The sequence below is a fragment of the Metabacillus malikii genome (assembly GCF_030813355.1).
Lineage (GTDB): Bacteria > Bacillota > Bacilli > Bacillales > Bacillaceae > Metabacillus > Metabacillus malikii.
In genome coordinates this window covers 35,903-56,508 of record NZ_JAUSUD010000006.1, presented here as the reverse complement: position 1 = coordinate 56,508, position 20,606 = coordinate 35,903, and the positions used below count along the sequence as shown (strand labels likewise).

Here is a 20,606-nt window from a genome sequence, read left to right as displayed (position 1 = left end):
ACTGCTTTATTTTTTTAGCAGAGTATGTGAGAATAATATAAGAAAAATAAATGCTAGAACGCATATAGAGAATAGAGGAATATAGTATGAAAATATTGTTTGTAGGAGATGTATTTGGCGCTCCGGGTCGTCAAATGGTGAAGGAGTATTTACCAAAGCTAAAAACTAAATACAATCCACATGTAGTGATAATAAATGGTGAAAATGCTGCACACGGTAGAGGAATTACAGAGAAAATGTATCAACAATTTATCGAAGGTGGTGCCCATGTAATCACAATGGGTAATCATACATGGGATAACCGTGAAATATTTGATTTTATAGACCAAGCACATCAAATGGTACGCCCTGCAAATTTCCCTGACAACAACCCTGGCAAAGGTATGACGTTTGTTTCCGTAGCAGGAAAAGAAATAGCTGTGATAAATTTACAAGGTCGTGCTTTTTTACCTCCTTCAGATTGTCCTTTTAAAAAAGCAGATGAACTTATAGCTGAAGCAAAAAAACGTACGTCATTAATATTTGTTGATTTTCATGGGGAAGCAACTAGTGAAAAACAAGCAATGGGTTGGTATTTAGATGGACGAGTTTCTGCTGTTGTAGGAACACATACACATGTACAAACAGCGGATGAAAGAATACTTGATAATGGAACAGCATATATAACAGATGTAGGAATGACAGGCCCTTATGATGGAATATTAGGTGTTAATCGGGAGATGATTATCAAACGCTTTTTAACGGGCCTTCCTGTTCGTCATGAAGTTGCAGAAGGAAGAACACAATTAAGTGCAGTTATCATTGATATCGACGATAAGACAGGAAAAGCAAAGAAAATAAATCGCATTATGATTAATGACGATCATTTGTTTTTTGAATAAACTTTGATTAAATCAAACTTAGCGCGTTACAAGGCAGTTTTTTAAAAGATAAGAAAACAGGCAACGTATGTAAGAAAAGGCTTTTTTCTATAGATTGTGCTTAGCATTAGCTATATGAAGGGTTGGTTGGTGCTGATTGCAAGACTCCTGCCGGCAGCGTGGGACTCATGCAGGCGTTTAGGCTTAGCGCCCACCCCGGGGTAAGCGATTACTGCAAGAGGAGACCAATCGAAAACGACAACTTAGTAAAAGTAACAATGTATGTGAAAACAGCCTAAGAAATTTTGAAAGAATATTAGAACAAGCAGGAATACTTTCAATTTCTAGTGAATATAGTATCAATGGATGAATAGCTAATAACGTTTACAAATTGAAAGTTGGGGATGAGTTGTAAACGGAAATTGCCAATGTTGTTCTAATGAACACACAAGGATTCATTGAAAATTAAGGGGGAGCTAGACATGGAAATATTAAAGGTTTCAGCAAAATCTAATCCTAATTCTGTAGCAGGTGCATTAGCTGGCGTTCTAAGAGAGCGAGGGGCTGCAGAAATTCAAGCGATAGGAGCAGGTGCTCTTAATCAAGCAGTTAAGGCTGTGGCAATTGCAAGAGGCTTTGTAGCACCTAGTGGTGTTGATTTAATATGTATTCCTGCTTTTACCGATATTCAAATAGATGGCGAAGAACGAACTGCAATTAAGTTAATTGTAGAGCCTAGATAGTGTGAAAGTATACTTAAAAAGGGCTTGACTCATTACCTGAGTCAAGCCCTTAATTTATATGGTTTAAACTTTTGAGTACCACGTACCTGTGGGAAGTCATGAGATTTATAGGGAATGATTATGATTGGAAAGCGCATACGTAGGAATAAAGATTTAGAAGAAGGAAAGGAGATTCATATGCAGCTGTTTGATGCACATTGTGATATGCTATACAAATTATGGAGACAACCGAATATAAATCTTGAAACAGATAAGTCGCTTCAAGTGTCAATCTCAAAACTAAGTAAAAAGAAGAAACCGATTCAATGCTTTGCAATTTTTGTTCCAGAAGATGTACCGTTTATTCATAGGTATCATGTTGCACTCGAACAAGTTTCATTATTTCAACAAAAGGTTCTTAATAAATATCCTGAAGTAAAATTATTAAAAACAAAATCAGATATAGATCGTTTACATGATGACGATATCGGGGCTATCTTAACATTAGAAGGCTGTGATGCAATCGGAGATGACATTAATCAATTGGATGTTTTTTACCAATTAGGGGTACGGTCTGTCGGACTAACATGGAATTATGCTAATTTAGTTGCAGATGGAGCACATGAAACAAGGAATGGGGGTCTTACCAACTTTGGTAGGGACGTTATCAATTACTTAAATAATCAAAAGATGTGGACGGATTTATCACACGCGAGTGAGAAAAGTTTTTGGGAAGCACTTGAAATTGCAAGCTACCCAATTGCCTCACATTCAAACGTCTATCGTCTATGTCCTCATGTACGGAATCTGAGAGATGAGCAAATTCAAGCCTTATTTAAAAAGAATGGGATAATTGGCATTACGTTTGTACCCTTTTTCACCTCAAATGTGAAACCATCAATTGCAGATTTATTAGACCATATCGATTATTTATGTAGTTTAGGAGGAGAAAACAATATAGGATTCGGTTCTGACTTTGATGGGATAGACGAAACTATTAACGGATTAGCAACTTATGATGACTATGATACGTTAATAAACCAACTTCTAATACATTATCCTGAACAGCTTGTACAAAAGTTCTTGTATCATAACTTCTATCAATCGATACCATATTAGAGAAAAGACATTTTTCAAGGAAATACTTGTTTTTTTTGAGGTTAAGGTCTACAATTAAGTCGTTTAGATTTAAATCCGATCGATTTACTATGTTTAGTTTATTTATAAGGTTAAATCTAGTAAACTGTTAAATTGTATTTAATATATAGCAAATGTTGAGGGGTGTAAGGTTATATGATAAGTCAACTTTCTTGGAAAGTTGGGGGACAGCAAGGAGAAGGTATTGAAAGTACTGGAGAAGTTTTCTCTATTGCGTTAAACCGACTAGGTTATTATTTATACGGATATCGACACTTTTCTTCCCGTATTAAGGGGGGACATACGAATAATAAAATTCGTGTTAGTACATCACAAGTAAGGTCAATTTCAGACGATTTAGATATATTAGTAGCTTTTGACCAGGAAACAATCGATGTCAATTTTCATGAATTACGGGAAGGCGGAATCGTCCTTGCAGATTCAAAATTCAATCCAACGATTCCTGACAATGTAAACGTAACACTTTATGCTGTACCTTTTTCTGAAATTGCTACAGATTTAGGAACCTCTCTAATGAAAAATATGGTCGCTATTGGTGCGACAAGTGCAATTCTTAATATTGACCCAAGTGGATATAAAGAGGTTGTACAAGATACATATGGACGTAAAGGAATAGAAATAGTCGAAAAAAACTTAATGGCGATAAAAAAAGGTGCTCAATATTTACAAGAAAACCTTGAGTTTACTAGAGAAGATATGTATTTAGAAGAAGCAGACGGTAAAAGAAAAATGTATATGATCGGAAATGATGCGATTGCATTAGGTGCTATTGCTGCTGGCTCAAGATTTATGGCTGCTTATCCGATAACACCAGCATCAGAAATTATGGAGTATTTAATTAAAAAACTTCCTCAGTTTGGCGGTGTTGTTATCCAAACTGAGGATGAAATCGCTGCATGTACAATGGCAATTGGAGCTAACTATGCCGGAGCTCGTACATTTACAGCATCTGCTGGTCCCGGTCTCTCGTTAATGATGGAAGCGATCGGTTTAGCAGGTATAACAGAACAGCCACTCGTCATCGTTGATACACAACGTGGTGGTCCTAGTACTGGTTTACCAACGAAACAGGAACAATCAGATTTAATGGCGATGATTTACGGGACCCATGGTGAAATCCCTAAAGTTGTTATGGCCCCTAGTACTGTTGAAGAAGCTTTCTACGATATGATCGATGCTTTCAATATTGCTGAAGAATATCAAGTACCTGTTATTCTATTAACAGATTTGCAGCTTTCACTTGGAAAACAGTCTGTTGAGCCACTAGATTATCATAAAATTAATATCCGTCGCGGCAAGCTGATGACAGACGAATTGCCACCACTTGAAAATAAGGAATATTTTAAACGTTATGAGCTGACTGATGATGGCATTTCACCACGGGTTATCCCAGGAGTGAAAAATGGTATTCACCATGTTACAGGTGTTGAGCATGATATGACAGGGAAGCCATCAGAAGCTGCAGGGAACAGAATAGAACAAATGGATAAGCGATTAAGAAAATTATCTCAAATGAAATTTAATACACCAGTATATAAAAATATTAAGCATGAGCAAGCAGATATTTTACTAATTGGATTTATTTCAACAAGAGGGACGATTGAAGAAGCAATTCCAAGGCTTGAGAAAGATGGTTTAAAGGTGAATCATGCACACATACGTCTCATTCATCCATTTCCAACAGAAGAATTAATCCCACTAGTAGAAACAGCTAAAAAGGTCATTGTGGTAGAAAATAATGCAACTGGTCAACTCGCTAATCTATTAAAAATGAATGTAGGTCATGCTAATAAAATTGCATCATTGTTAAAATATGATGGGAATCCTTTTTTACCATACGAAGTCCATACGCGCAGCAAGGAGTTGATTTAAAATGACGACAACATTTAAAGACTTTCGAAATAACGTAAAACCGAACTGGTGTCCAGGTTGTGGAGATTTTTCTGTACAAGCGGCTATTCAACGTGCTGCAGCCAATGTTGGACTTCAACCTGATAATCTTGCTGTCGTTTCAGGTATTGGTTGTTCCGGCCGAATTTCTGGTTACATTAATTCCTATGGTTTTCATGGGATACACGGACGGTCCCTTCCAATTGCACAAGGGGTAAAAATGGCAAATCGTGATTTAACTGTCATCGCGTCTGGTGGAGATGGTGATGGCTTTGCTATCGGGTTAGGACATACGATCCATGCAATAAGAAGAAATATTGATATTACATATATCGTCATGGATAATCAAATATATGGATTAACAAAAGGTCAAACATCACCTCGGAGTGATGCCGGATTTGTGACAAAAAGTACACCAGAAGGTTCAATTGAATCATCTCTATCAATTATGGAGATGGCTATTTCAGCGGGGGCTACATTTGTCGCGCAAAGTTTTTCAACAGATTTAAAGGATTTAACAGCACTAATTGAGGCTGGAATGAACCATAAAGGGTTTTCACTCATTAATGTATTCAGTCCTTGTGTAACGTATAATAAAGTAAATACGTATGATTGGTTTAAACAAAACTTAACGAAATTAGCTACAATTGATGGGTATGACCCACATAATCGAGAATTGGCAATGCAAACATTGATGAAGCATAATAGCCTTGTTACGGGGTTAATTTATCAAAATCAAGAGCAAAAGTCATATCAAGAAGTGATTAAAGGCTATAGTGAATCACCTCTCTCGAAGCAAGAACTAGCAATAGATGAGGATGAGTTCAATAAACTAGTAGCTGAGTTTATGTAAGAAAAAACGAGGGTGAATAATAAGGTCAAATTACAGACCTATTAGGCATCCTCGTTTTTGTGCATAGATTAATAATTATTTTAGTAAATGAGAGTTTTTACAATAGTGTAATATTATTTTCTTTACAATGTTCATACATTTTTTCATTCCATACCGATGCTTGAACTTCACCGATATGAGCCTTTTTTAAAAGAAACATACAAAGTCTAGATTGACCGATTCCGCCACCAATTGTAAAGGGAAGTTCATTATTTATAATAGATTGATGGTAATTCAAGCTCAACCGTTCCTCGTGATTAGATAATTTTAATTGCTTTATTAGTGTGTCTCTATCCACCCGAATCCCCATAGAGGAAAGCTCGATGGATCTTTCTAAAATAGGGCTCCAAACGATAATGTCTCCATTTAATGACCAATCATCATAATCTGGGGAACGGCCATCATGTATTTCACCTGATTCCATAGTTCCCCCTATCTCCATTAAGAACACAGCTCCGTACTCTTTACAAACATAATCCTCCCGTTGCTTTGGTGTAAAATGTGGATGCGTTTGTTCGAGCTCTTGAGTTGTAACAAAGTGGATATTTTCTGGTAATGTAGGTTCTAAAAGTGGATGGAATTCAAACATATATTGTTCAGTTTGTTTAATAGCTAAGTAAATTTTTTGAACTTCATCTTTTAATGTTTCGATTGTTCGGTTCCCTTTTGAGATTACTTTTTCCCAATCCCACTGGTCAACAAACATAGAATGTAGATTGTCTAATGTTTCATCTCTTCGGATTGCATTCATATTTGTATATAAGCCTTCGCCGATTGTAAAACCATATCTGGCTAGTGCAGAACGCTTCCACTTTGCCAATGATTGTACAATCTCAACTTTTTTTTCATCTATATCTAACGCGTCAAAATTAACAATTCGTTCAACACCATTAAGGTTATCATTTATTCCTGTCCCTTCAAGCAAAAGTAACGGTGCAGACACTTTAATTAAGTTTAGATTTTCTGCTAGCTTATCTTCAAAAAAATCCTTTAATTCTTTAATGGCTATTTCTGTATGCATTAAATTTAACTTTGATTGGTAACCTTTTGGTATGGATACAATTTGTGACATTACTCATCCTCCATAATAATTTAGTTTCGAACTGGGAGGCAGTTCCCATGTGCAAAAATAGGTAGTAGACTAAAATACAATATGAAAAAAATCGCTAGATGTTACATTAATGAATTTTCATAAATATCGGATTGTTTTAGGTATATTAAGCAAGTATTATTTATGATGAAAATTGAGCATTGCGATTCTTGTTGTGACACTCCTTGAAGTTTTACAAAGATGATTACCAAGAGAAAACATATTAATATCATTCTAAAATTGATTGAAAGGGTGTTGAAGTTGAAGAGTAAAATAAACATGAAAGACGCTAGTAAGTCTGTTCATTACCGAAACTTTTGGTCTGGTTTTTTATTAGGAGTTGGATTTGTAGCTTTTTTTGATGAAGCAGTCTTTCATCAGCTCCTGCATTGGCATCATTTTTACGATAAATCAATAACAACGATAGGGCTCATTTCAGATGGTTTTTTTCATGCATTTAGCTGGTTTGCTACTGTTTATTCGTTATACATGATGGCTATCCTCCGCCAAGAAAAACAGTTTTTGCAGTCAATTTGGTGGGGGTCAATATTATTAGGAGTAGGTATATTTCAACTGTATGATGGAATAATTCAACATAAAATAATGAGAATACATCAAATTCGTTATCATGTGGATATTTTTATGTATGATATCGTCTGGAATGCTGCTGCGATACTATTCATTATCGTTGGAGGCACCATAGTACGCACTTATCTTAGAATCACGAAGATGGAGGGTAGATGATGACAAGTTTGGTAATCTTGTTTTTACTAGCGATGTATAGTTACATCTGGGCTGTACATATAACAAATCAAAAATTCAAAGATTGGCCTAAGGGGAGAATCTTTTATTGGTTTTTAGCATTGATATGTATCGCTTCAGTCTTTCCTTTAGCAAACTTTAGTCATGGTCATGTTCCCTTCTCAACACATATGCTCATCCATTTACTTATTGGTATGCTAGCTCCTCTATTATTTATCCTCTCGGCGCCGATGACATTGATATTAAGAACGTTAAACGTAAACAAGGCAAGATTGCTAATGAAGTTATTGAAAAGCAGGCCTAGTAAAATATTTCTGCACCCTATTTTTACATTACTAAATAACATTGGCGTACTATGGATCTTGTACACAACAAACCTATATGCACTAACACATCAAAACATGTTGTTTAATTTTCTTATCCATTTACATGTCTTTTTTGCAGGCTATCTTTTTACATTGTCGATGATTTATATTGAACCGCTATCACATCGGTATAGTTTCACTTTTCGCTCGACAGTCCTCATCATCGCTTTAACAGGGCATGGTATTCTATCTAAATATATCTATGCCAATCCTCCAGCAGGTGTGGCTAGAGCTGAAGCTGAGCTTGGTGGATACTTAATGTATTATGGGGGAGATTTTATCGATTTCATTATTATTTTTATACTGTGCCATCAGTGGTACCAGACATCAAGGAAAAAAGCTGCTGCTATTATTTAATTGGATAAGAAAAGAGTGGCTAAAAAAGGTAGGACTCCTTAACCATACACGAATAGAAATAAAGATATCCGATGGTTATTCGAAGAGTCTGTACCATTTTAGCCACCATGAAATTTAAGAATATGTTCTCATAGGATTAGGACTATTCATTTGCAATGGATTCATAGCGTTCATAGAATTTGCGCTATTCATAGAATTGATAGAATTCATTGAATTTATTGTGCTCATATTACCTATTGGTTGGAAAGCATTTGTTATTTGATTTATCTGTGTTTCATGGAAAGTCGGAGGAGAATAATAACCGTTATGATTCATCCATTGCCATATTTCATACGCCATCTCTTGACACAAAATTGCTCCATTGACATGATATGAGCGAATTTGTGGATCAACACATTCATTAGCCCACACCATACTATAAACAGAACCAGTCTTGTGTGCGTTTAAAGCTAGCGTACTTATTGATTGGTCAGAAAGGGTGCGATTATTAGGATTCGGTGGTGCCATAGTGCTTTGTTGCATACCGAAATTTTCGTGATAGGCATTAAAATCAGGATGAGTATGTGTAACTTGCCCTCCTTTACCTTGGAGAAGATTAATCCCTTGCTGATAAGCCGTAATCATTTGTTGTTGATGCTTTTTCAAGATTGACTTTAAGTTCTGGTCTTGACACTGGTTTGCAAACAAACCATGTTGTTCAATTTCAGCAGCTTTTGTTCGTAATGCTTCAGACGTTTCTAATAGTTCATGTGCAGCCATTCTCATATTTAATTCCTCCAATTTCATTTACATTAGGCTTTTCAAACCCAAATATAGTGTCAACTGAAATCTATATTTTATGCTCTTGCTCTTTTCTAAATGATTGAGGTATTTCACTAAACTTATTAAGGGTAACTAAGTAGATATAGAGAAATGAATTGTTTTCTTTTATCTAAAGGATTGTAAAGCATGCTAATTTTAGCAGTTTCTACCTACTAGGCCGATAATAAATTATTCTCTTGAATTTGATGGTGTAATAGAAGAAGCAAAACAAAAGGTTAAGCAAGAAGAAATTAGCGAGTATGCGAAAATAGCTGAAGAAGTATCAGCAAAGAGATTAAAAAGTCTCTTAAATAAATTGAGAGACAATAATTTAGACCCGTTTGGATTTGGTCTAAGATACCGGGCGAGAAGCTTCGATAATGACCATGAATATAAGAAATGGTCAAACATGTATCAAGATGTGGAATTTACAGTAAATGTTAAAACAACAATTCGCTCGACAGGTGTTATTGAATAACAAATGTCATTTATAGCATAAATATAAAACCTAACGGCTCCTACCAATTACTTTCGGTTTTCTATTCATTATAAATCTAAGTTTTCATTCATCCTATACATTTCATGTTTTACTATTTTGCTTCTGAACAAAAATAGAGTAAACTAAATCAGTAGCTGAATGGCTACAAAGTTGTTAGTAAGGTGATAGAGATGAAACTAATTATTGCAGAAAAGCCAGATCAGGCTTCAACACTCTGTGCTAGTTTTCAGAGAGTGAAAAGAGATGGTTACTTTGAAGTAAAGGCGAATGAACTATTTCCGAATGGAGCTTATTTTACTTGGGCGATCGGACATTTAACACAATTATGTCCACCTGAAGTATACAGGCAGGAATGGAAAAAGTGGTCATTAACGATGTTACCAATCATTCCGGATAAGTTTAAATATGAAGTAACGAAATCAAAAGCAAAACAATTTCAGACGATTAAAACTTTGCTTCATCAAAATCAAGTTACTGAAGTAATCCATGCAGGTGATGCAGGCCGTGAAGGGGAACTCATAATCCGTAATATTATTGCATTAGCTGGGGTGAAGAAACCATTAAAGCGTTTATGGATATCCTCGTTAACGAAGGCAGCAATCTATGATGGATTTCAAAAATTACTAGATGATGAGCAAACAAAAAATTTATATTTTGAAGCATATTCCCGCGCATGTGCGGATTGGTTAGTAGGGATGAATGCCTCACGAGTTTATACCTTACTACTAAAGGAAAAAGGTATGAACGATGTATTCTCCGCTGGACGTGTTCAAACACCGACACTTGCATTAATTGTCCAAAGAGAAAAAGAAATTGAAGCTTTTAAACCAGAACCATTTTGGGAAATCATCGCAACATTTAAAGTAAATGGGAAAACATACAAAGGAAAGTGGCATAACGACCAACAGACTCGGGTTACTAAACAAGAACTTGCCTTGAAAATAGCTGAGTTTTGTAAAGAAAAGTCTGCACTAATAAAGGAAATTGAGACAGAACGTAAAGAATATCAACCCCCTTTATTATTTAACTTATCAGCACTACAAGCAACAGCGAATAAAGCATTTAAGTTCTCACCAAAGAAAACGTTGGACATAGCGCAAAGCTTATATCAAAAAGGAATTATTTCATATCCGCGTTCAGATTCTACTTATGTGACAAAGGGAGAGGCTGAACTATTTCCAGGTATTCTGACTAGACTTGGTTCCTTTGAGCAATACAAAGATTTATTTCCAACTCCAAAACAATCAATATTACAAAATACTCGTTATGTGAATGAAAAGAAAGTTACTGACCATTATGCGATTATCCCGACAGAGCAAGTTGTTGATCCGTTCCGTTTATCTCAAGACGAGCAAAAGATATATGACTTAATTATTCGTAGATTAATAGCTGCTCACTATGATAAAGCGATTTATGATTATTCGACACTTATTACATTAGTTGATGGACGAGCAGAGTTTATCACAAAGGGGAAACAACAAATTCAGGAAGGTTGGCGCAAGGTCATTTTCCAAAATGAAAAAGAGAAAGATGAATTGCTCCCTAATGTGAATAAGGATGAGGTTGGACATGTTCATAAAGTCGATATTAAGGAAGGAAAAACACAGCCTCCTAAACGATATACGGAAGGCCAATTAATTACGTTAATGAAAACCGCCGGTAAGCATCTAGATAATGATGAACTGGAAAAAATACTAAGTCAAGTAGAAGGATTAGGTACTGAGGCAACTAGAGCAGGAATTATCACAATGTTAAAAGAGCGAAAATATATAGATATTAAAAAAAATCAAGTATATGCAACAGACAAAGGAAAAGTGTTAATTGAAGCTGTTGGAGATCATATATTAGCTTCTGCAGAAATGACAGCAAAATGGGAGCAACGATTAGCGGAAATTGGAGATGGTCGGGCTTCAGCAGGTCATTTTATGGAGCTGACGAAAAAGTTATCTGCAAAAATTGTCGCAGATGCGATTGAACATGCATCATCATGGCAATTTGAAGGAATTGAAATTGATTCAATTCAGCGTACAAAATCTAAATACACAATCGGTAAGAAGTTAGGCAAATGTAAGCTTTGCTCTGGAGATGTTGTTGATAAAGGTGAGTTTTACGGTTGTACAAACTATAAGACATCGAAATGTTCTTTCACTATTTCTAAGAAAATACTTGGGAAAAAAATCACACAAGCTAATATAAAAAAATTATTAACTGAAGGGCAAACTGATATGGTAAAGGGGTTTAAGAAAGGCGAGCGTTCATTTGATGCAATTTTAGAATGGAAGAATAATAAAATAGAATTTTTATTTACTAATTCTAATTAAACTATTCAATAATCGTATGAAAGTATTGCTTATGGACAATTTGGTTTCATACAAACCAAATTGTCCACTGTTTAGAATCTATGAAAATATAGAATTATACAAATATCAACCATATTCGGGAGAATATCATCCACAGTAGGTCATAGCATGAAACCTTCTTTAAAACTATTACATAGGATGTACTAGTTATGAATAAAAGGAGGATTCTAATGAAAAAACAGCAAATGAAAAGGTATCAAGACGAAGTGAGTATCGGTCCAACAATGGTAAGAAATCTATACAATAAGAAACGCACCAATCAACTTGAAGGAGTTGTTAAAGATGTAGGTCGTGATTTTGTCAATATCATTGATGATCACAATCGAGTGATAACAGTATTCACGAAAAACATTAAAAAGGTAATTTGGAAAGATAACCGTTGCCGCGATAAACACTCAAGATGTCATCACAATAGCAATCAATGTTACTGTGTCCAACATAAACGTGATGATAACTGTCGGAATAGAGACCATTATAAACAAAACCGATGTGAGCATTGTCGGGATAGAGATTGTCATAGAAAAAACAGATGTGGGCACTGTCAGGAACATCATCATTGCCCAAATTGTTGTGATTGTAAAAATGACCATCATCATAAGGATTTCATTTGTTTTTGTGATCATGCAATTCCATTTTGTGATAAGCGTGTCGAGCTAAGACTTGCTGGGTTAACAGACAATGTACAATTCGAATTAAGTAGGCATAAAGGCTGTAAAGTTCTGCTTGATATTAACGATTAACAAGTCGCAACTACTCGTAAGGGAAACCCCACCATTTAACACTAATTAGGCGGGGAGAAATACCTATAAATTTAATGAACTATTTAACTAAGGCAGCTAATTCTACATTCTCAATTTCTATATAGCAAAACTCGTCAAAATCAATTCCGATCAATTCCTCATCTTTCAAGACTTCAACTCTTCTTTCATTTACATTCATTAATATTCCATCAATTTCCATTCTTTCGTCAGCTGCCTTTACATATACAAAGCAGCCAACATAGCTTTCTAATAAAAGGCTTAATTCTATTCCAAAAAATAAATTGAGTAAATAAGGACTTTTTGCTACGACTTCACTAAAATTTAATGTTAAGTTTCTTCTTAAACATGTACCAATTTGTAAAAGTTCCTGGTCATCGTCACGGAGTTTAGCATCCTTTTTTCTTGTCACTGTTAGGAGATTTTCAAATGGAATCATGACAGTATTTCCTACAGTCGATTCTAGAATGAGAAAGTTTCGTCCAGCATCGAGGATAGTTCCTTTACGTATTAATTGTTTTTCTTCGCAATTTACATGTACATCTACAAACTTACCTCTTAATTTACGCAAGTTCTCCTGTATAGCACGTAAATCTTCTTCTTCTCCTTCTCCACTTAACGCTAGTGTCAATAGCAGCTGGTTGGCTAACTGAATGCATTTCTCAATCTCTTCTAACTCCTCTAACGGAAAAGAACTATTTGGAGAAGGAAACGCAAGCGTATTTTTTCTTTCGGGACAACAATATGGCGTACAAAATAAATCATCATTATTTACTTGATGACATTCTTGACAACGAAAACTATGGTTGTTAAGCCCAGTATACACGAGGTTAGTCAATTCATTACCTCCCTTCAAAATATCCGCACACCCTAATATATGGTATTCGCCCTCTATTGTTTGGGCTTTATTAGATTTTTTTATCATTTTCTTTTATATATATAGGTCAATCTATCTACTGGATTGGTACTACTATCCTGTTTCAGCACTACTTAGTGCTTTCAAACACAATTCAAATCACTGGAAAATTCACATTTATTTATTTTATTACTAATAAAAGAAGAATAATGCCAAGCAACATTTACATAATTATGGAAAGTGATTGCCGATAATATTTTTGGAAGTTTAGAGTAAACAATGAGGTGGTGTGATGGGTAATGCGAATCTAGGCCTAATTTTATATGGAAACATTTTGTTGATAACCATGACGTACCTCTATTTATTTAAGATTCGAAAGCTTATCGGATTTCAATTAGGCATGAATATAGCAAATCTTGCTGGTGGATCTTTTGCCATCGTTACTGGAGTTATATTAATTTATCAATTTCCGTTACAATTTGTTTTCATTACGATTTTGTCAACGCTATTAGGGATGTTTGTTGGTGCGTTATTCGGTGGACTATTTGACTATCAAACTTTATTAACAGGTTATTTGAATGGACTAATGATGGGGTTAATGGCACCAATGATCGGTGCAGTTGCGAGTAATAATACTTTATTTCTTATCCTGATTGAATTCATTTTTCTAATCTCCTTCATCCTTCTCTTATTCGGAGCCAAAAAAACGTAACACATGAGATACTTTCCACCTAGTAAATAGAAGGGGTGGTGCATATGAACATTTTTCTTATTTGTATGCTTGTATTGAATGGAGTAGTAGGCATAGTCACTTATATTATTTTCAAGAAAAAAAGTAAATTATTTAATGATAGATATGGGATGAATATAGCAATGGTTTCTTCGTCCATTATTAGCTTTCAGTCTTCAATGTTAATCGCTTTTATTAGTAATGATGAGACGTTTATGACCGCAGCAATTACAATGCTAATTTGCGGTTTAGTAGGGGGGATAATTGGCAGTTTAGTAAAATACCAAGCATTATTATCAGGTTTTTTTCATGGTGTAGTTGGTTCAGTGACTGGAAACATGCTCGGAATGGTCATTCTTAACCCGGCACTATGCAGTTTACCTGCTGCTTTTTCAGCTAGCATAGAACAAAATGTTTATCTATTTAGTTTGTTTGGCTTTTGTTTAGTCATTCTTACGATTGGTTTACTCATTTTTTCTCTAAGAGTTTGAGAGAGGGGAAGGTGTCATTGCAAAACGAAAAAATTCGACTGAAAGAATACCGCGAACTTTTACTTAAAAAGAAGGCACAAGAAGAAATAAAAATAGATGTTATCAATGAGTTGAATTTACAACGTGGTCAAGGATTAACATCCCCAACATCAGGTACATCAACTGAAGAGACGAGATTGTTAATGGAATACATCGACAGAGCTAATATTTTCAACATATCAAAACGGGATGAACAAAGAGGAAAAATATTAAAATATCGGAAGTTTTTTAAATCGAAAAGAAATCAACAAGTAGAAATTTATTTTAAATGTGGGAAAGAAGTCATTTATAAAGAAGGAAAAGTTAGTACAATTGGCCGTGACTTTGTGATGCTTACAAATTTGAGAGATCGTATTTGGATAAAATACGATGTGATAACATCCGCAAATATCCCGTTTGGAATACCAAATTATTCAAACACTCATCAACATTATTTATATGATAATCAGTTAAGAAAAAAGCTGTTAACACAGTTCGGTCAAATTGTATCGAAACGAGATATATTAAAACAACAATTTTACGAGGAGTCGTTACAAACAAATTTATTAGCATGGGAAGATACTTGGCTTATTATTCATACAAATGAACATGATAGAAAAATCGGCAAGTTACATCAATTAGAGGCTGGTATGGTAACATTATCGGTATTTAACAAGAGAGAGACTGTTATGTTGCAAGATATCTACTATATTGAAACAATTCGATTCATTAATATCCTTCGACATGTTTATCAGTCTATTAGAAAATAAACAATCGGAAATTGTTAAATTGTGATTTAGACTCAATTATCTTCTATGGGAGGGTTACATATGGTGAACCGGAAAGAAAATAAGAAAGTGAAGCGTCACGTACAGGAAGAAGCGGATGAGCAACAACATGTAAAAGACAATCCAAAAAAGAATAATAATGAAGTTGTGATTCAAACAAAGATTAAGATTAATGAAATCGATGATGAATTCGTTAATACATTATTAGATTTAAAGGGTGATAGTATTTTAGTCGTGACAGAATCAGACCAATTAAACCTATTTGGGCAAGCGTTTCGTCCGATTTTTTGTGGCACGATTTTTGATGTGACCTTTAGTCATGTAACACTATTTCCTGTACAAATTAAAATGATTAATGCACCATTTTTTGAATTTCCGACGCCACTTAGTATTCCACTTGAAAAAATAGCCCACTTTACACCTAACTTTGATTGTGATGATAGAATTCCACTTACTTAAATTACCTTTACAAGGAGGCATACAAGATGAATGATATTAAAGATATTAGAGAATTAGAAATCCAACTTCCTAGTAATAATGATATTCATGATGAAGCATTAATTAGAGCATTTGAAGTATCAGTTGGTAAAAAGGTATTCATACTAACCCCTTCCTATCCATTTGTTTTTATTGGAAGAATTATTGAAGTTGTCGGTGACAATGTTGTTCTTGATGTAAATACAACGACAATTGCAGAATTAGAGGAACGAAAATGGTACATTCATATTCATCAAATTGAAGTCTTTTATATTGAACAAAAGGGCATGCCTCGTATTCCGGAACTTAGAGATGACTTGTACTAAAGGAGGGCTGTAGGATGAAACGGTTTTATCATGTTGTAGCGATTCCGATCCGGATTGTATTGAATCACTTTGGTGATTACAATGATGATGGCATGATGTATGTTTTAAAAGAAAATGAAGATAAAGTAAAAGAACAGGTCAAGAAAAACCCTTTTACACCAGTAGACTTAGTACAGCCCTTATGTATCCGTGCAAACGTAGGAGATACTGTTCATATATTATTTGAAAACAAGATTCATTACGCAACAGGAATGCACTTTCAGGAGGCAGATTACAATGTGTTAGACTCAGATGGAGCGAATGTAGGGTTTAACCCAAATACGTTAGCAAAACCTGGTGAAAAAATAAGATACGAAATAGAAGTTCATCATGAAGGGGTTTGCTTTTTTTCAGATTTAGGTAATCCTGATAGCAGTGATGATGGAACGAATATAAATGGATTATTTGGATGTATTTTCGTGCAGAAGCGGGGCTCTTGGTGGACAGATCCTGAAACAGGAGGACCGATTAACAGTGGTCAATTTGCTGATATACATCACCCATTCTCGCCATCATTCCGTGAATATGCATTTATCTTCCATGATGAAATGCCGACTAGGGATATAACAGGTAATCGCCCGCTTGATCCCGTCACAAATCAGGAGAGGGAATCGACACACGCAATAAACTATCGCTATGAGCCTGTCCAAAATCGCGTAAGGCTCATTGAAGAGGGTGTCGTATGTCCAGAATGTGATGGTGAAGAGGTTCACCATGATTCCTGGGTATTTGGTGACCCTGCGACACCAATATTCCGCGGCTATCGAGGAGATCCTGCAAAGTTTCGCTTAGTTCATGGTGGTGTAAAAGAAACCCATGTCTTTCATTATCATGTTCATACATGGTTCAGAGATCCGCAGAATACTGATTCAGCAGTTTTTGACTCACAAGCGATAAGTCCCCAGACATGGTATACGGTTGAACCGCTATATGGTTTAGGTTCACTCCAAGGTGCAATTGGTGATGCGATTATACACTGTCACTTATACCCGCATTTTGGCGTTGGAATGTGGGCGATAAATCGAGTTTTTGATACGCTTCAAGATGGAAGTCAGTGCTATCCGAATGGTGTTCCTATTAAAGCATTACAACCTTTACCTGATAGACCATGCCCGCCAAAGCCAACGAAAGAACGTCCCGGATTTCCAAACTTTATCCCAGGAAAGGTTGGCTGTAAAGCACCTCGACCGCCATTGGGAATTGTTGGGGGAAGAGGACTTACTGAATTAGAACGAAATGCAGCTGTTCCAACAGCCCGGCCAGGTGCGGTCTTTGTGGAACCTTGTCTAAATGAAGTAAATCCAGTAGTTGAGGAGTTCCATGTGTCTCTAATCGAATTACCGGTCGTTTATAATCGCGAAGGCTGGAATGACCCGAAAGCAAGAATTTATGTTCTTGATGAAGACCTAGAAGATGTTTTATCAGGAAAAAAAGAACCAGAGCCATTAATTTTGCATTTTAACGCAGGTTCATGTATATCATTACACTTTACAAATCGCCTGCCGGAAATAGCTGGCGGTGATGCTTTTCAGCTAGTAACGAGAACGTATGAGACATCATTTCACGTCCACTTTGTCAAATTCGACGTGTTAGTTAGTGATGGTGCGAATGTTGGCTGGAACTACGACTCAAGTGTACTACCGGGTGAAACGATCCGCTATGAATATTTTGCAGACGTGGAATTAAAGGCATGGTTTTTCCATGATCATCTCTTTGCAAATTATCATCAACAACATGGAGTGTTCGGTTCAGGTGTTGTCCACGGCAGATTTTCTAGAACTCTAGATTCTAAGACAGGCGAAGAAGTACGAACTGGTACAGAGGTGACCGTCACACATCCACTAATTCCGGATTATCGAGACTTTGTTCTTATGGTGCAAGACTTCACACTATTATTTGATAAAGATGGGTGTCCATTACAGCCGCCTGAATTTCCAGGCTCACAGGATGACCCTGGACTGTTTGGTGTTAATTATAAAAATGAACCACTTCAATTTCGTTTAGGGAAAGATTGTGACCCGGCATATACATTCAGTTCATTTGTAAATGGAGACCCGATAACAAATGTATTCAAATGCTATGAAGGAGACCCAATCCGGATTCGATTACTGCAAGGAGCTCACGAAGAGTCACATAGCTTTAATCTTCATGGCTTGAGATGGAAAAACGAACGTCCAGATGTGGAAACGGCATTTACGTCACAGGAGCATATCGGTATCTCTGAATCATTCACATTTGAAATGGATGTACCAAATTCAGGGGATTATTTATGGACCTTTGAGACGGAAGAGGATTTATGGAATGGGCTATGGGGCTTGATTAGAGCCTTTGATCAAGAAGTCGATTTTCTTATACCGTTACCAGATAGACCAAACCCGCCTAAGCGTACTAAACCATTGCCTGTTTGTACCGGAAAGCCGCCAGAAAAACCTCAAATTGTCAATGTTGATGCACCTGCAAACGCACCGATTAAAAAGTTTGATATTGTCGCATTCCATATTCCGATTATATATAGTAAGTGGGGTGAGGTTGACCCATTTGGTATCGTCTTCTCATTAAGGGAAGATATGGACGATATTGTTAATGGAAAGAAAAAACCAACTCCACTAATCTTAAGAGCAAATCAAGGCGATGTTGTCGAAATTAAGCTTACTAGTTTCTTAGAATTTGATGAATTTCCTTTTCCAGATGGGATATGGCCTTATCCACCAGTAAAAGAACAAGCATTTTACCCGCCATCAGTACGGATTTCATTACATCCACAATTAATTCAATATGATGTGAAGTCATCTGCTGGTGAAACAGTTGGCTTTAATCCAGACCAAACCGTCGGACCTGGTGAAACGATCACATATAAATGGTATGTCGATTTACCTTTAGGTGCATGTGGCTTATGGGATATGGCAGATATACGGAACCATAGGTCATTAGGAACATTTGGAGCATTTATTGCCGAGACGAGAGGTACGCAAATCTTACACCCTAAAACATTAAAGTCAGTGCAAAAAGAAGATAGTGTAATCATTAAGCAGCCATTCCTACCGACAACGAGAGAGTTCGTGTTAATCATGTTTGACGGTGCGAGATTAGAAGATAAGCAAGGTTGTGTCATCATTGACCCAGTCGATGGAATATTGGGTGGAGTAGATCCTGAAGAATTAGAAGATCTTGTTGATACGTATGACAATGGATCCCGCGGCTTTAACTACCGTACAGAAAGACTTATTAATCGCTTACGTAAACATCCAGTCTTAAAAGATTTGTTTAGTTCAAAAGTACATGGCGACCCTTCGACACCAGTTTTTGAGGCATATCCGAAAGATCCGGTAACATTTCGGTTAATAAACCCATCTGAACGAAGGAGAGCACATACTTTCCATCTCCATGGCCACTATTGGAAAACGGATGATAAGGACATCAATTCACAAATTAAATCGATTGACGACCACATCGTGTTAGGGCATGCCAAAGATTTGAATTTATTTTATGGAGCAGGCAGCTTTTTAGGATTGCCTGGTGACTATATGTACAGATCTGGAAACATCCGCTGGGATATTGAACAGGGCATGTGGGGAATTATGAGGGTCCATAAAGTAAAACAGAAGCATTTGCCAAGACTTAACCAAATAAAAGATAAGGAATAGGCGTATGTTTTCAAATGTAAATCATTCAAAAAGAGTGAGGTTTGTTTTATTCATACTAATAAGCGTTATTAGCTTTATTATTATTTATTGGTTATGGCCAAAGTATGACCGTTTGCCAGTCCTAGATACTGTTCAGCCTTTTCAAATGGAGAGTGTCCATGACGATAAGTATGATTTAAATAATGACAAGGTAAAGCTTATTTCCTTCTTTTATACGAATTGCCCGGATGTATGTCCATTAACAATGGTCGATTTTAAAGAGTTGCAGTTCAACTTCAAAAAAGAGGAGATTTTTGGTAAAGATGTTGAACTTGTTGCCATCACACTTGATCCGGAACACGATAGTAAACAAGTTTTGACAGAATATGCAAAAAGCTTTGAGGCAGACCCAAAAGGCTGGAAGTGGCTCAGAGGGACGAAGGCCGAAACAAAACAAATTGCGAATAGATTCCAAATGCAATATCAAAGACTAGATGATAACTTCTTTTCCCATTCCATTACCATGTATTTAGTTGACAGTAAAAACCAAATACGTGCCATCTATGATATGGCTAACACGAAAAAGCCAATTGATAAAGAAAGTATAATGAAAGATATCGATTATTTAGTGAAAAGTGAATAATAGCGTAATGGAAGCCTCCCGGTAAGATGAGATTGGATCCGGCATAATAGGCTTCCATTTTTCAATTCACCCAATTGTTGCCGCTTTACAATCATTCACAT

Annotated in this window: 20 protein-coding genes; 17 read left to right on the top strand and 3 right to left on the bottom strand. The window is 36.0% G+C overall.

Annotated features, from left to right (window positions below; all coding sequences use genetic code 11):
• The first annotated feature begins 86 nt into the window (after nucleotides 1-86).
• The 5 genes from ymdB (at nucleotide 87) to J2S19_RS07960 (ending at nucleotide 5,483) form a co-directional block, all read left to right on the top strand.
• Complete coding sequence (ymdB, locus tag J2S19_RS07980) at nucleotides 87-881, top strand: 2',3'-cyclic-nucleotide 2'-phosphodiesterase (RefSeq protein ID WP_307339764.1); 795 nt, start codon at nucleotides 87-89, stop codon at nucleotides 879-881.
• Between the two features lie 461 nt (nucleotides 882-1,342).
• Nucleotides 1,343-1,603 (top strand): stage V sporulation protein SpoVS, encoded by a 261-nt coding sequence (spoVS, locus tag J2S19_RS07975; RefSeq protein ID WP_003181955.1) that lies wholly within the window; start codon nucleotides 1,343-1,345, stop codon nucleotides 1,601-1,603.
• 177 nt (nucleotides 1,604-1,780) lie between these two features.
• Entirely contained in the window at nucleotides 1,781-2,701 is a 921-nt protein-coding gene (locus J2S19_RS07970; RefSeq protein ID WP_307340146.1) for a dipeptidase, read from the top strand.
• 174 nt (nucleotides 2,702-2,875) lie between these two features.
• Nucleotides 2,876-4,612, top strand: a complete 1,737-nt coding sequence (locus J2S19_RS07965) for a 2-oxoacid:acceptor oxidoreductase subunit alpha (RefSeq protein WP_307339762.1) — start codon at nucleotides 2,876-2,878, stop codon at nucleotides 4,610-4,612.
• 1 nt (nucleotide 4,613) lies between these two features.
• Complete coding sequence (locus tag J2S19_RS07960) at nucleotides 4,614-5,483, top strand: 2-oxoacid:ferredoxin oxidoreductase subunit beta (RefSeq protein WP_307339760.1); 870 nt, start codon at nucleotides 4,614-4,616, stop codon at nucleotides 5,481-5,483.
• A 97-nt stretch (nucleotides 5,484-5,580) separates the two neighbouring features.
• On the opposite strand, the gene asnA is transcribed toward J2S19_RS07960, so the two are convergent.
• Entirely contained in the window at nucleotides 5,581-6,594 is a 1,014-nt protein-coding gene (gene asnA, locus J2S19_RS07955) for an aspartate--ammonia ligase (protein ID WP_307339758.1), read from the bottom strand.
• A gap of 297 nt (nucleotides 6,595-6,891) precedes the next feature.
• Here asnA and J2S19_RS07950 point away from each other — a divergent pair, with 297 nt between their 5' ends.
• On the top strand, nucleotides 6,892-7,356 hold the full coding sequence (locus J2S19_RS07950; RefSeq protein ID WP_307340142.1) for a DUF2243 domain-containing protein: 465 nt from the start codon (nucleotides 6,892-6,894) through the stop codon (nucleotides 7,354-7,356).
• Nucleotides 7,356-8,096, top strand: coding sequence for a cytochrome c oxidase assembly protein (locus tag J2S19_RS07945; protein ID WP_307339755.1), 741 nt, complete (start codon nucleotides 7,356-7,358; stop codon nucleotides 8,094-8,096). Before J2S19_RS07950 ends, J2S19_RS07945 begins: the two co-directional genes overlap by 1 nt.
• Before the next feature lie 114 nt (nucleotides 8,097-8,210).
• On the opposite strand, the gene J2S19_RS07940 is transcribed toward J2S19_RS07945, so the two are convergent.
• Complete coding sequence (locus J2S19_RS07940; protein WP_307339752.1) at nucleotides 8,211-8,861, bottom strand: spore coat protein; 651 nt, start codon at nucleotides 8,859-8,861, stop codon at nucleotides 8,211-8,213.
• Between the two features lie 217 nt (nucleotides 8,862-9,078).
• On the opposite strand from J2S19_RS07940, the gene J2S19_RS07935 reads away from it, so the two are divergent.
• The 3 genes from J2S19_RS07935 to J2S19_RS07925 all read left to right on the top strand — a co-directional run bounded on the left by J2S19_RS07935 (nucleotide 9,079) and on the right by J2S19_RS07925 (nucleotide 12,496).
• Nucleotides 9,079-9,375 carry a Ger(x)C family spore germination C-terminal domain-containing protein gene (locus tag J2S19_RS07935; RefSeq protein WP_307340140.1) on the top strand — a complete coding sequence of 99 codons (297 nt, stop codon included), beginning with the start codon at nucleotides 9,079-9,081 and terminating at the stop codon, nucleotides 9,373-9,375.
• A gap of 191 nt (nucleotides 9,376-9,566) precedes the next feature.
• On the top strand, nucleotides 9,567-11,717 hold the full coding sequence (locus J2S19_RS07930) for a DNA topoisomerase III (protein ID WP_307339749.1): 2,151 nt from the start codon (nucleotides 9,567-9,569) through the stop codon (nucleotides 11,715-11,717).
• Between the two features lie 209 nt (nucleotides 11,718-11,926).
• Complete coding sequence (locus J2S19_RS07925; RefSeq protein WP_307339746.1) at nucleotides 11,927-12,496, top strand: hypothetical protein; 570 nt, start codon at nucleotides 11,927-11,929, stop codon at nucleotides 12,494-12,496.
• A gap of 79 nt (nucleotides 12,497-12,575) precedes the next feature.
• On the opposite strand, the gene J2S19_RS07920 is transcribed toward J2S19_RS07925, so the two are convergent.
• Complete coding sequence (locus J2S19_RS07920) at nucleotides 12,576-13,352, bottom strand: hypothetical protein (RefSeq protein WP_307339742.1); 777 nt, start codon at nucleotides 13,350-13,352, stop codon at nucleotides 12,576-12,578.
• Between the two features lie 310 nt (nucleotides 13,353-13,662).
• Between J2S19_RS07920 and J2S19_RS07915 the strand changes: the two genes are divergently transcribed.
• From J2S19_RS07915 to J2S19_RS07885, 7 genes are read left to right on the top strand one after another with little or no spacing between them, the layout of a single operon-like run.
• On the top strand, nucleotides 13,663-14,082 hold the full coding sequence (locus J2S19_RS07915; RefSeq protein ID WP_307339739.1) for a hypothetical protein: 420 nt from the start codon (nucleotides 13,663-13,665) through the stop codon (nucleotides 14,080-14,082).
• 44 nt (nucleotides 14,083-14,126) lie between these two features.
• Nucleotides 14,127-14,591 carry a hypothetical protein gene (locus tag J2S19_RS07910; protein ID WP_307339736.1) on the top strand — a complete coding sequence of 155 codons (465 nt, stop codon included), beginning with the start codon at nucleotides 14,127-14,129 and terminating at the stop codon, nucleotides 14,589-14,591.
• An 11-nt stretch (nucleotides 14,592-14,602) separates the two neighbouring features.
• Nucleotides 14,603-15,379, top strand: a complete 777-nt coding sequence (locus J2S19_RS07905) for a hypothetical protein (protein ID WP_307339733.1) — start codon at nucleotides 14,603-14,605, stop codon at nucleotides 15,377-15,379.
• Between the two features lie 60 nt (nucleotides 15,380-15,439).
• Nucleotides 15,440-15,856, top strand: a complete 417-nt coding sequence (locus tag J2S19_RS07900) for a hypothetical protein (protein WP_307339730.1) — start codon at nucleotides 15,440-15,442, stop codon at nucleotides 15,854-15,856.
• Between the two features lie 26 nt (nucleotides 15,857-15,882).
• Nucleotides 15,883-16,200 carry a hypothetical protein gene (locus J2S19_RS07895; RefSeq protein ID WP_307339728.1) on the top strand — a complete coding sequence of 106 codons (318 nt, stop codon included), beginning with the start codon at nucleotides 15,883-15,885 and terminating at the stop codon, nucleotides 16,198-16,200.
• A gap of 14 nt (nucleotides 16,201-16,214) precedes the next feature.
• Nucleotides 16,215-19,883: a multicopper oxidase domain-containing protein gene (locus J2S19_RS07890; RefSeq protein WP_307339725.1), complete on the top strand. Its 3,669-nt coding sequence runs from the start codon at nucleotides 16,215-16,217 to the stop codon at nucleotides 19,881-19,883.
• Between the two features lie 4 nt (nucleotides 19,884-19,887).
• Nucleotides 19,888-20,505 (top strand): SCO family protein, encoded by a 618-nt coding sequence (locus tag J2S19_RS07885; RefSeq protein WP_307339721.1) that lies wholly within the window; start codon nucleotides 19,888-19,890, stop codon nucleotides 20,503-20,505.
• Nucleotides 20,506-20,606: the final 101 nt, after the last annotated feature.

Coding starts and splice junctions, on each gene's coding strand:
- J2S19_RS07925 (WP_307339746.1), top strand. CDS start 11,927: ATGAAAAAACAGCAAATGAAAAGGTATCAAGACGAAGTGAGTATCGGT.
- J2S19_RS07910 (WP_307339736.1), top strand. CDS start 14,127: ATGAACATTTTTCTTATTTGTATGCTTGTATTGAATGGAGTAGTAGGC.
- J2S19_RS07885 (WP_307339721.1), top strand. CDS start 19,888: ATGTTTTCAAATGTAAATCATTCAAAAAGAGTGAGGTTTGTTTTATTC.
- J2S19_RS07930 (WP_307339749.1), top strand. CDS start 9,567: ATGAAACTAATTATTGCAGAAAAGCCAGATCAGGCTTCAACACTCTGT.
- ymdB (WP_307339764.1), top strand. CDS start 87: ATGAAAATATTGTTTGTAGGAGATGTATTTGGCGCTCCGGGTCGTCAA.
- J2S19_RS07970 (WP_307340146.1), top strand. CDS start 1,781: ATGCAGCTGTTTGATGCACATTGTGATATGCTATACAAATTATGGAGA.
- J2S19_RS07915 (WP_307339739.1), top strand. CDS start 13,663: ATGGGTAATGCGAATCTAGGCCTAATTTTATATGGAAACATTTTGTTG.
- J2S19_RS07950 (WP_307340142.1), top strand. CDS start 6,892: ATGAAAGACGCTAGTAAGTCTGTTCATTACCGAAACTTTTGGTCTGGT.
- J2S19_RS07900 (WP_307339730.1), top strand. CDS start 15,440: ATGGTGAACCGGAAAGAAAATAAGAAAGTGAAGCGTCACGTACAGGAA.
- asnA (WP_307339758.1), bottom strand. CDS start 6,594: ATGTCACAAATTGTATCCATACCAAAAGGTTACCAATCAAAGTTAAAT.
- J2S19_RS07960 (WP_307339760.1), top strand. CDS start 4,614: ATGACGACAACATTTAAAGACTTTCGAAATAACGTAAAACCGAACTGG.
- J2S19_RS07890 (WP_307339725.1), top strand. CDS start 16,215: ATGAAACGGTTTTATCATGTTGTAGCGATTCCGATCCGGATTGTATTG.
- spoVS (WP_003181955.1), top strand. CDS start 1,343: ATGGAAATATTAAAGGTTTCAGCAAAATCTAATCCTAATTCTGTAGCA.
- J2S19_RS07940 (WP_307339752.1), bottom strand. CDS start 8,861: ATGAGAATGGCTGCACATGAACTATTAGAAACGTCTGAAGCATTACGA.
- J2S19_RS07965 (WP_307339762.1), top strand. CDS start 2,876: ATGATAAGTCAACTTTCTTGGAAAGTTGGGGGACAGCAAGGAGAAGGT.
- J2S19_RS07895 (WP_307339728.1), top strand. CDS start 15,883: ATGAATGATATTAAAGATATTAGAGAATTAGAAATCCAACTTCCTAGT.
- J2S19_RS07945 (WP_307339755.1), top strand. CDS start 7,356: ATGACAAGTTTGGTAATCTTGTTTTTACTAGCGATGTATAGTTACATC.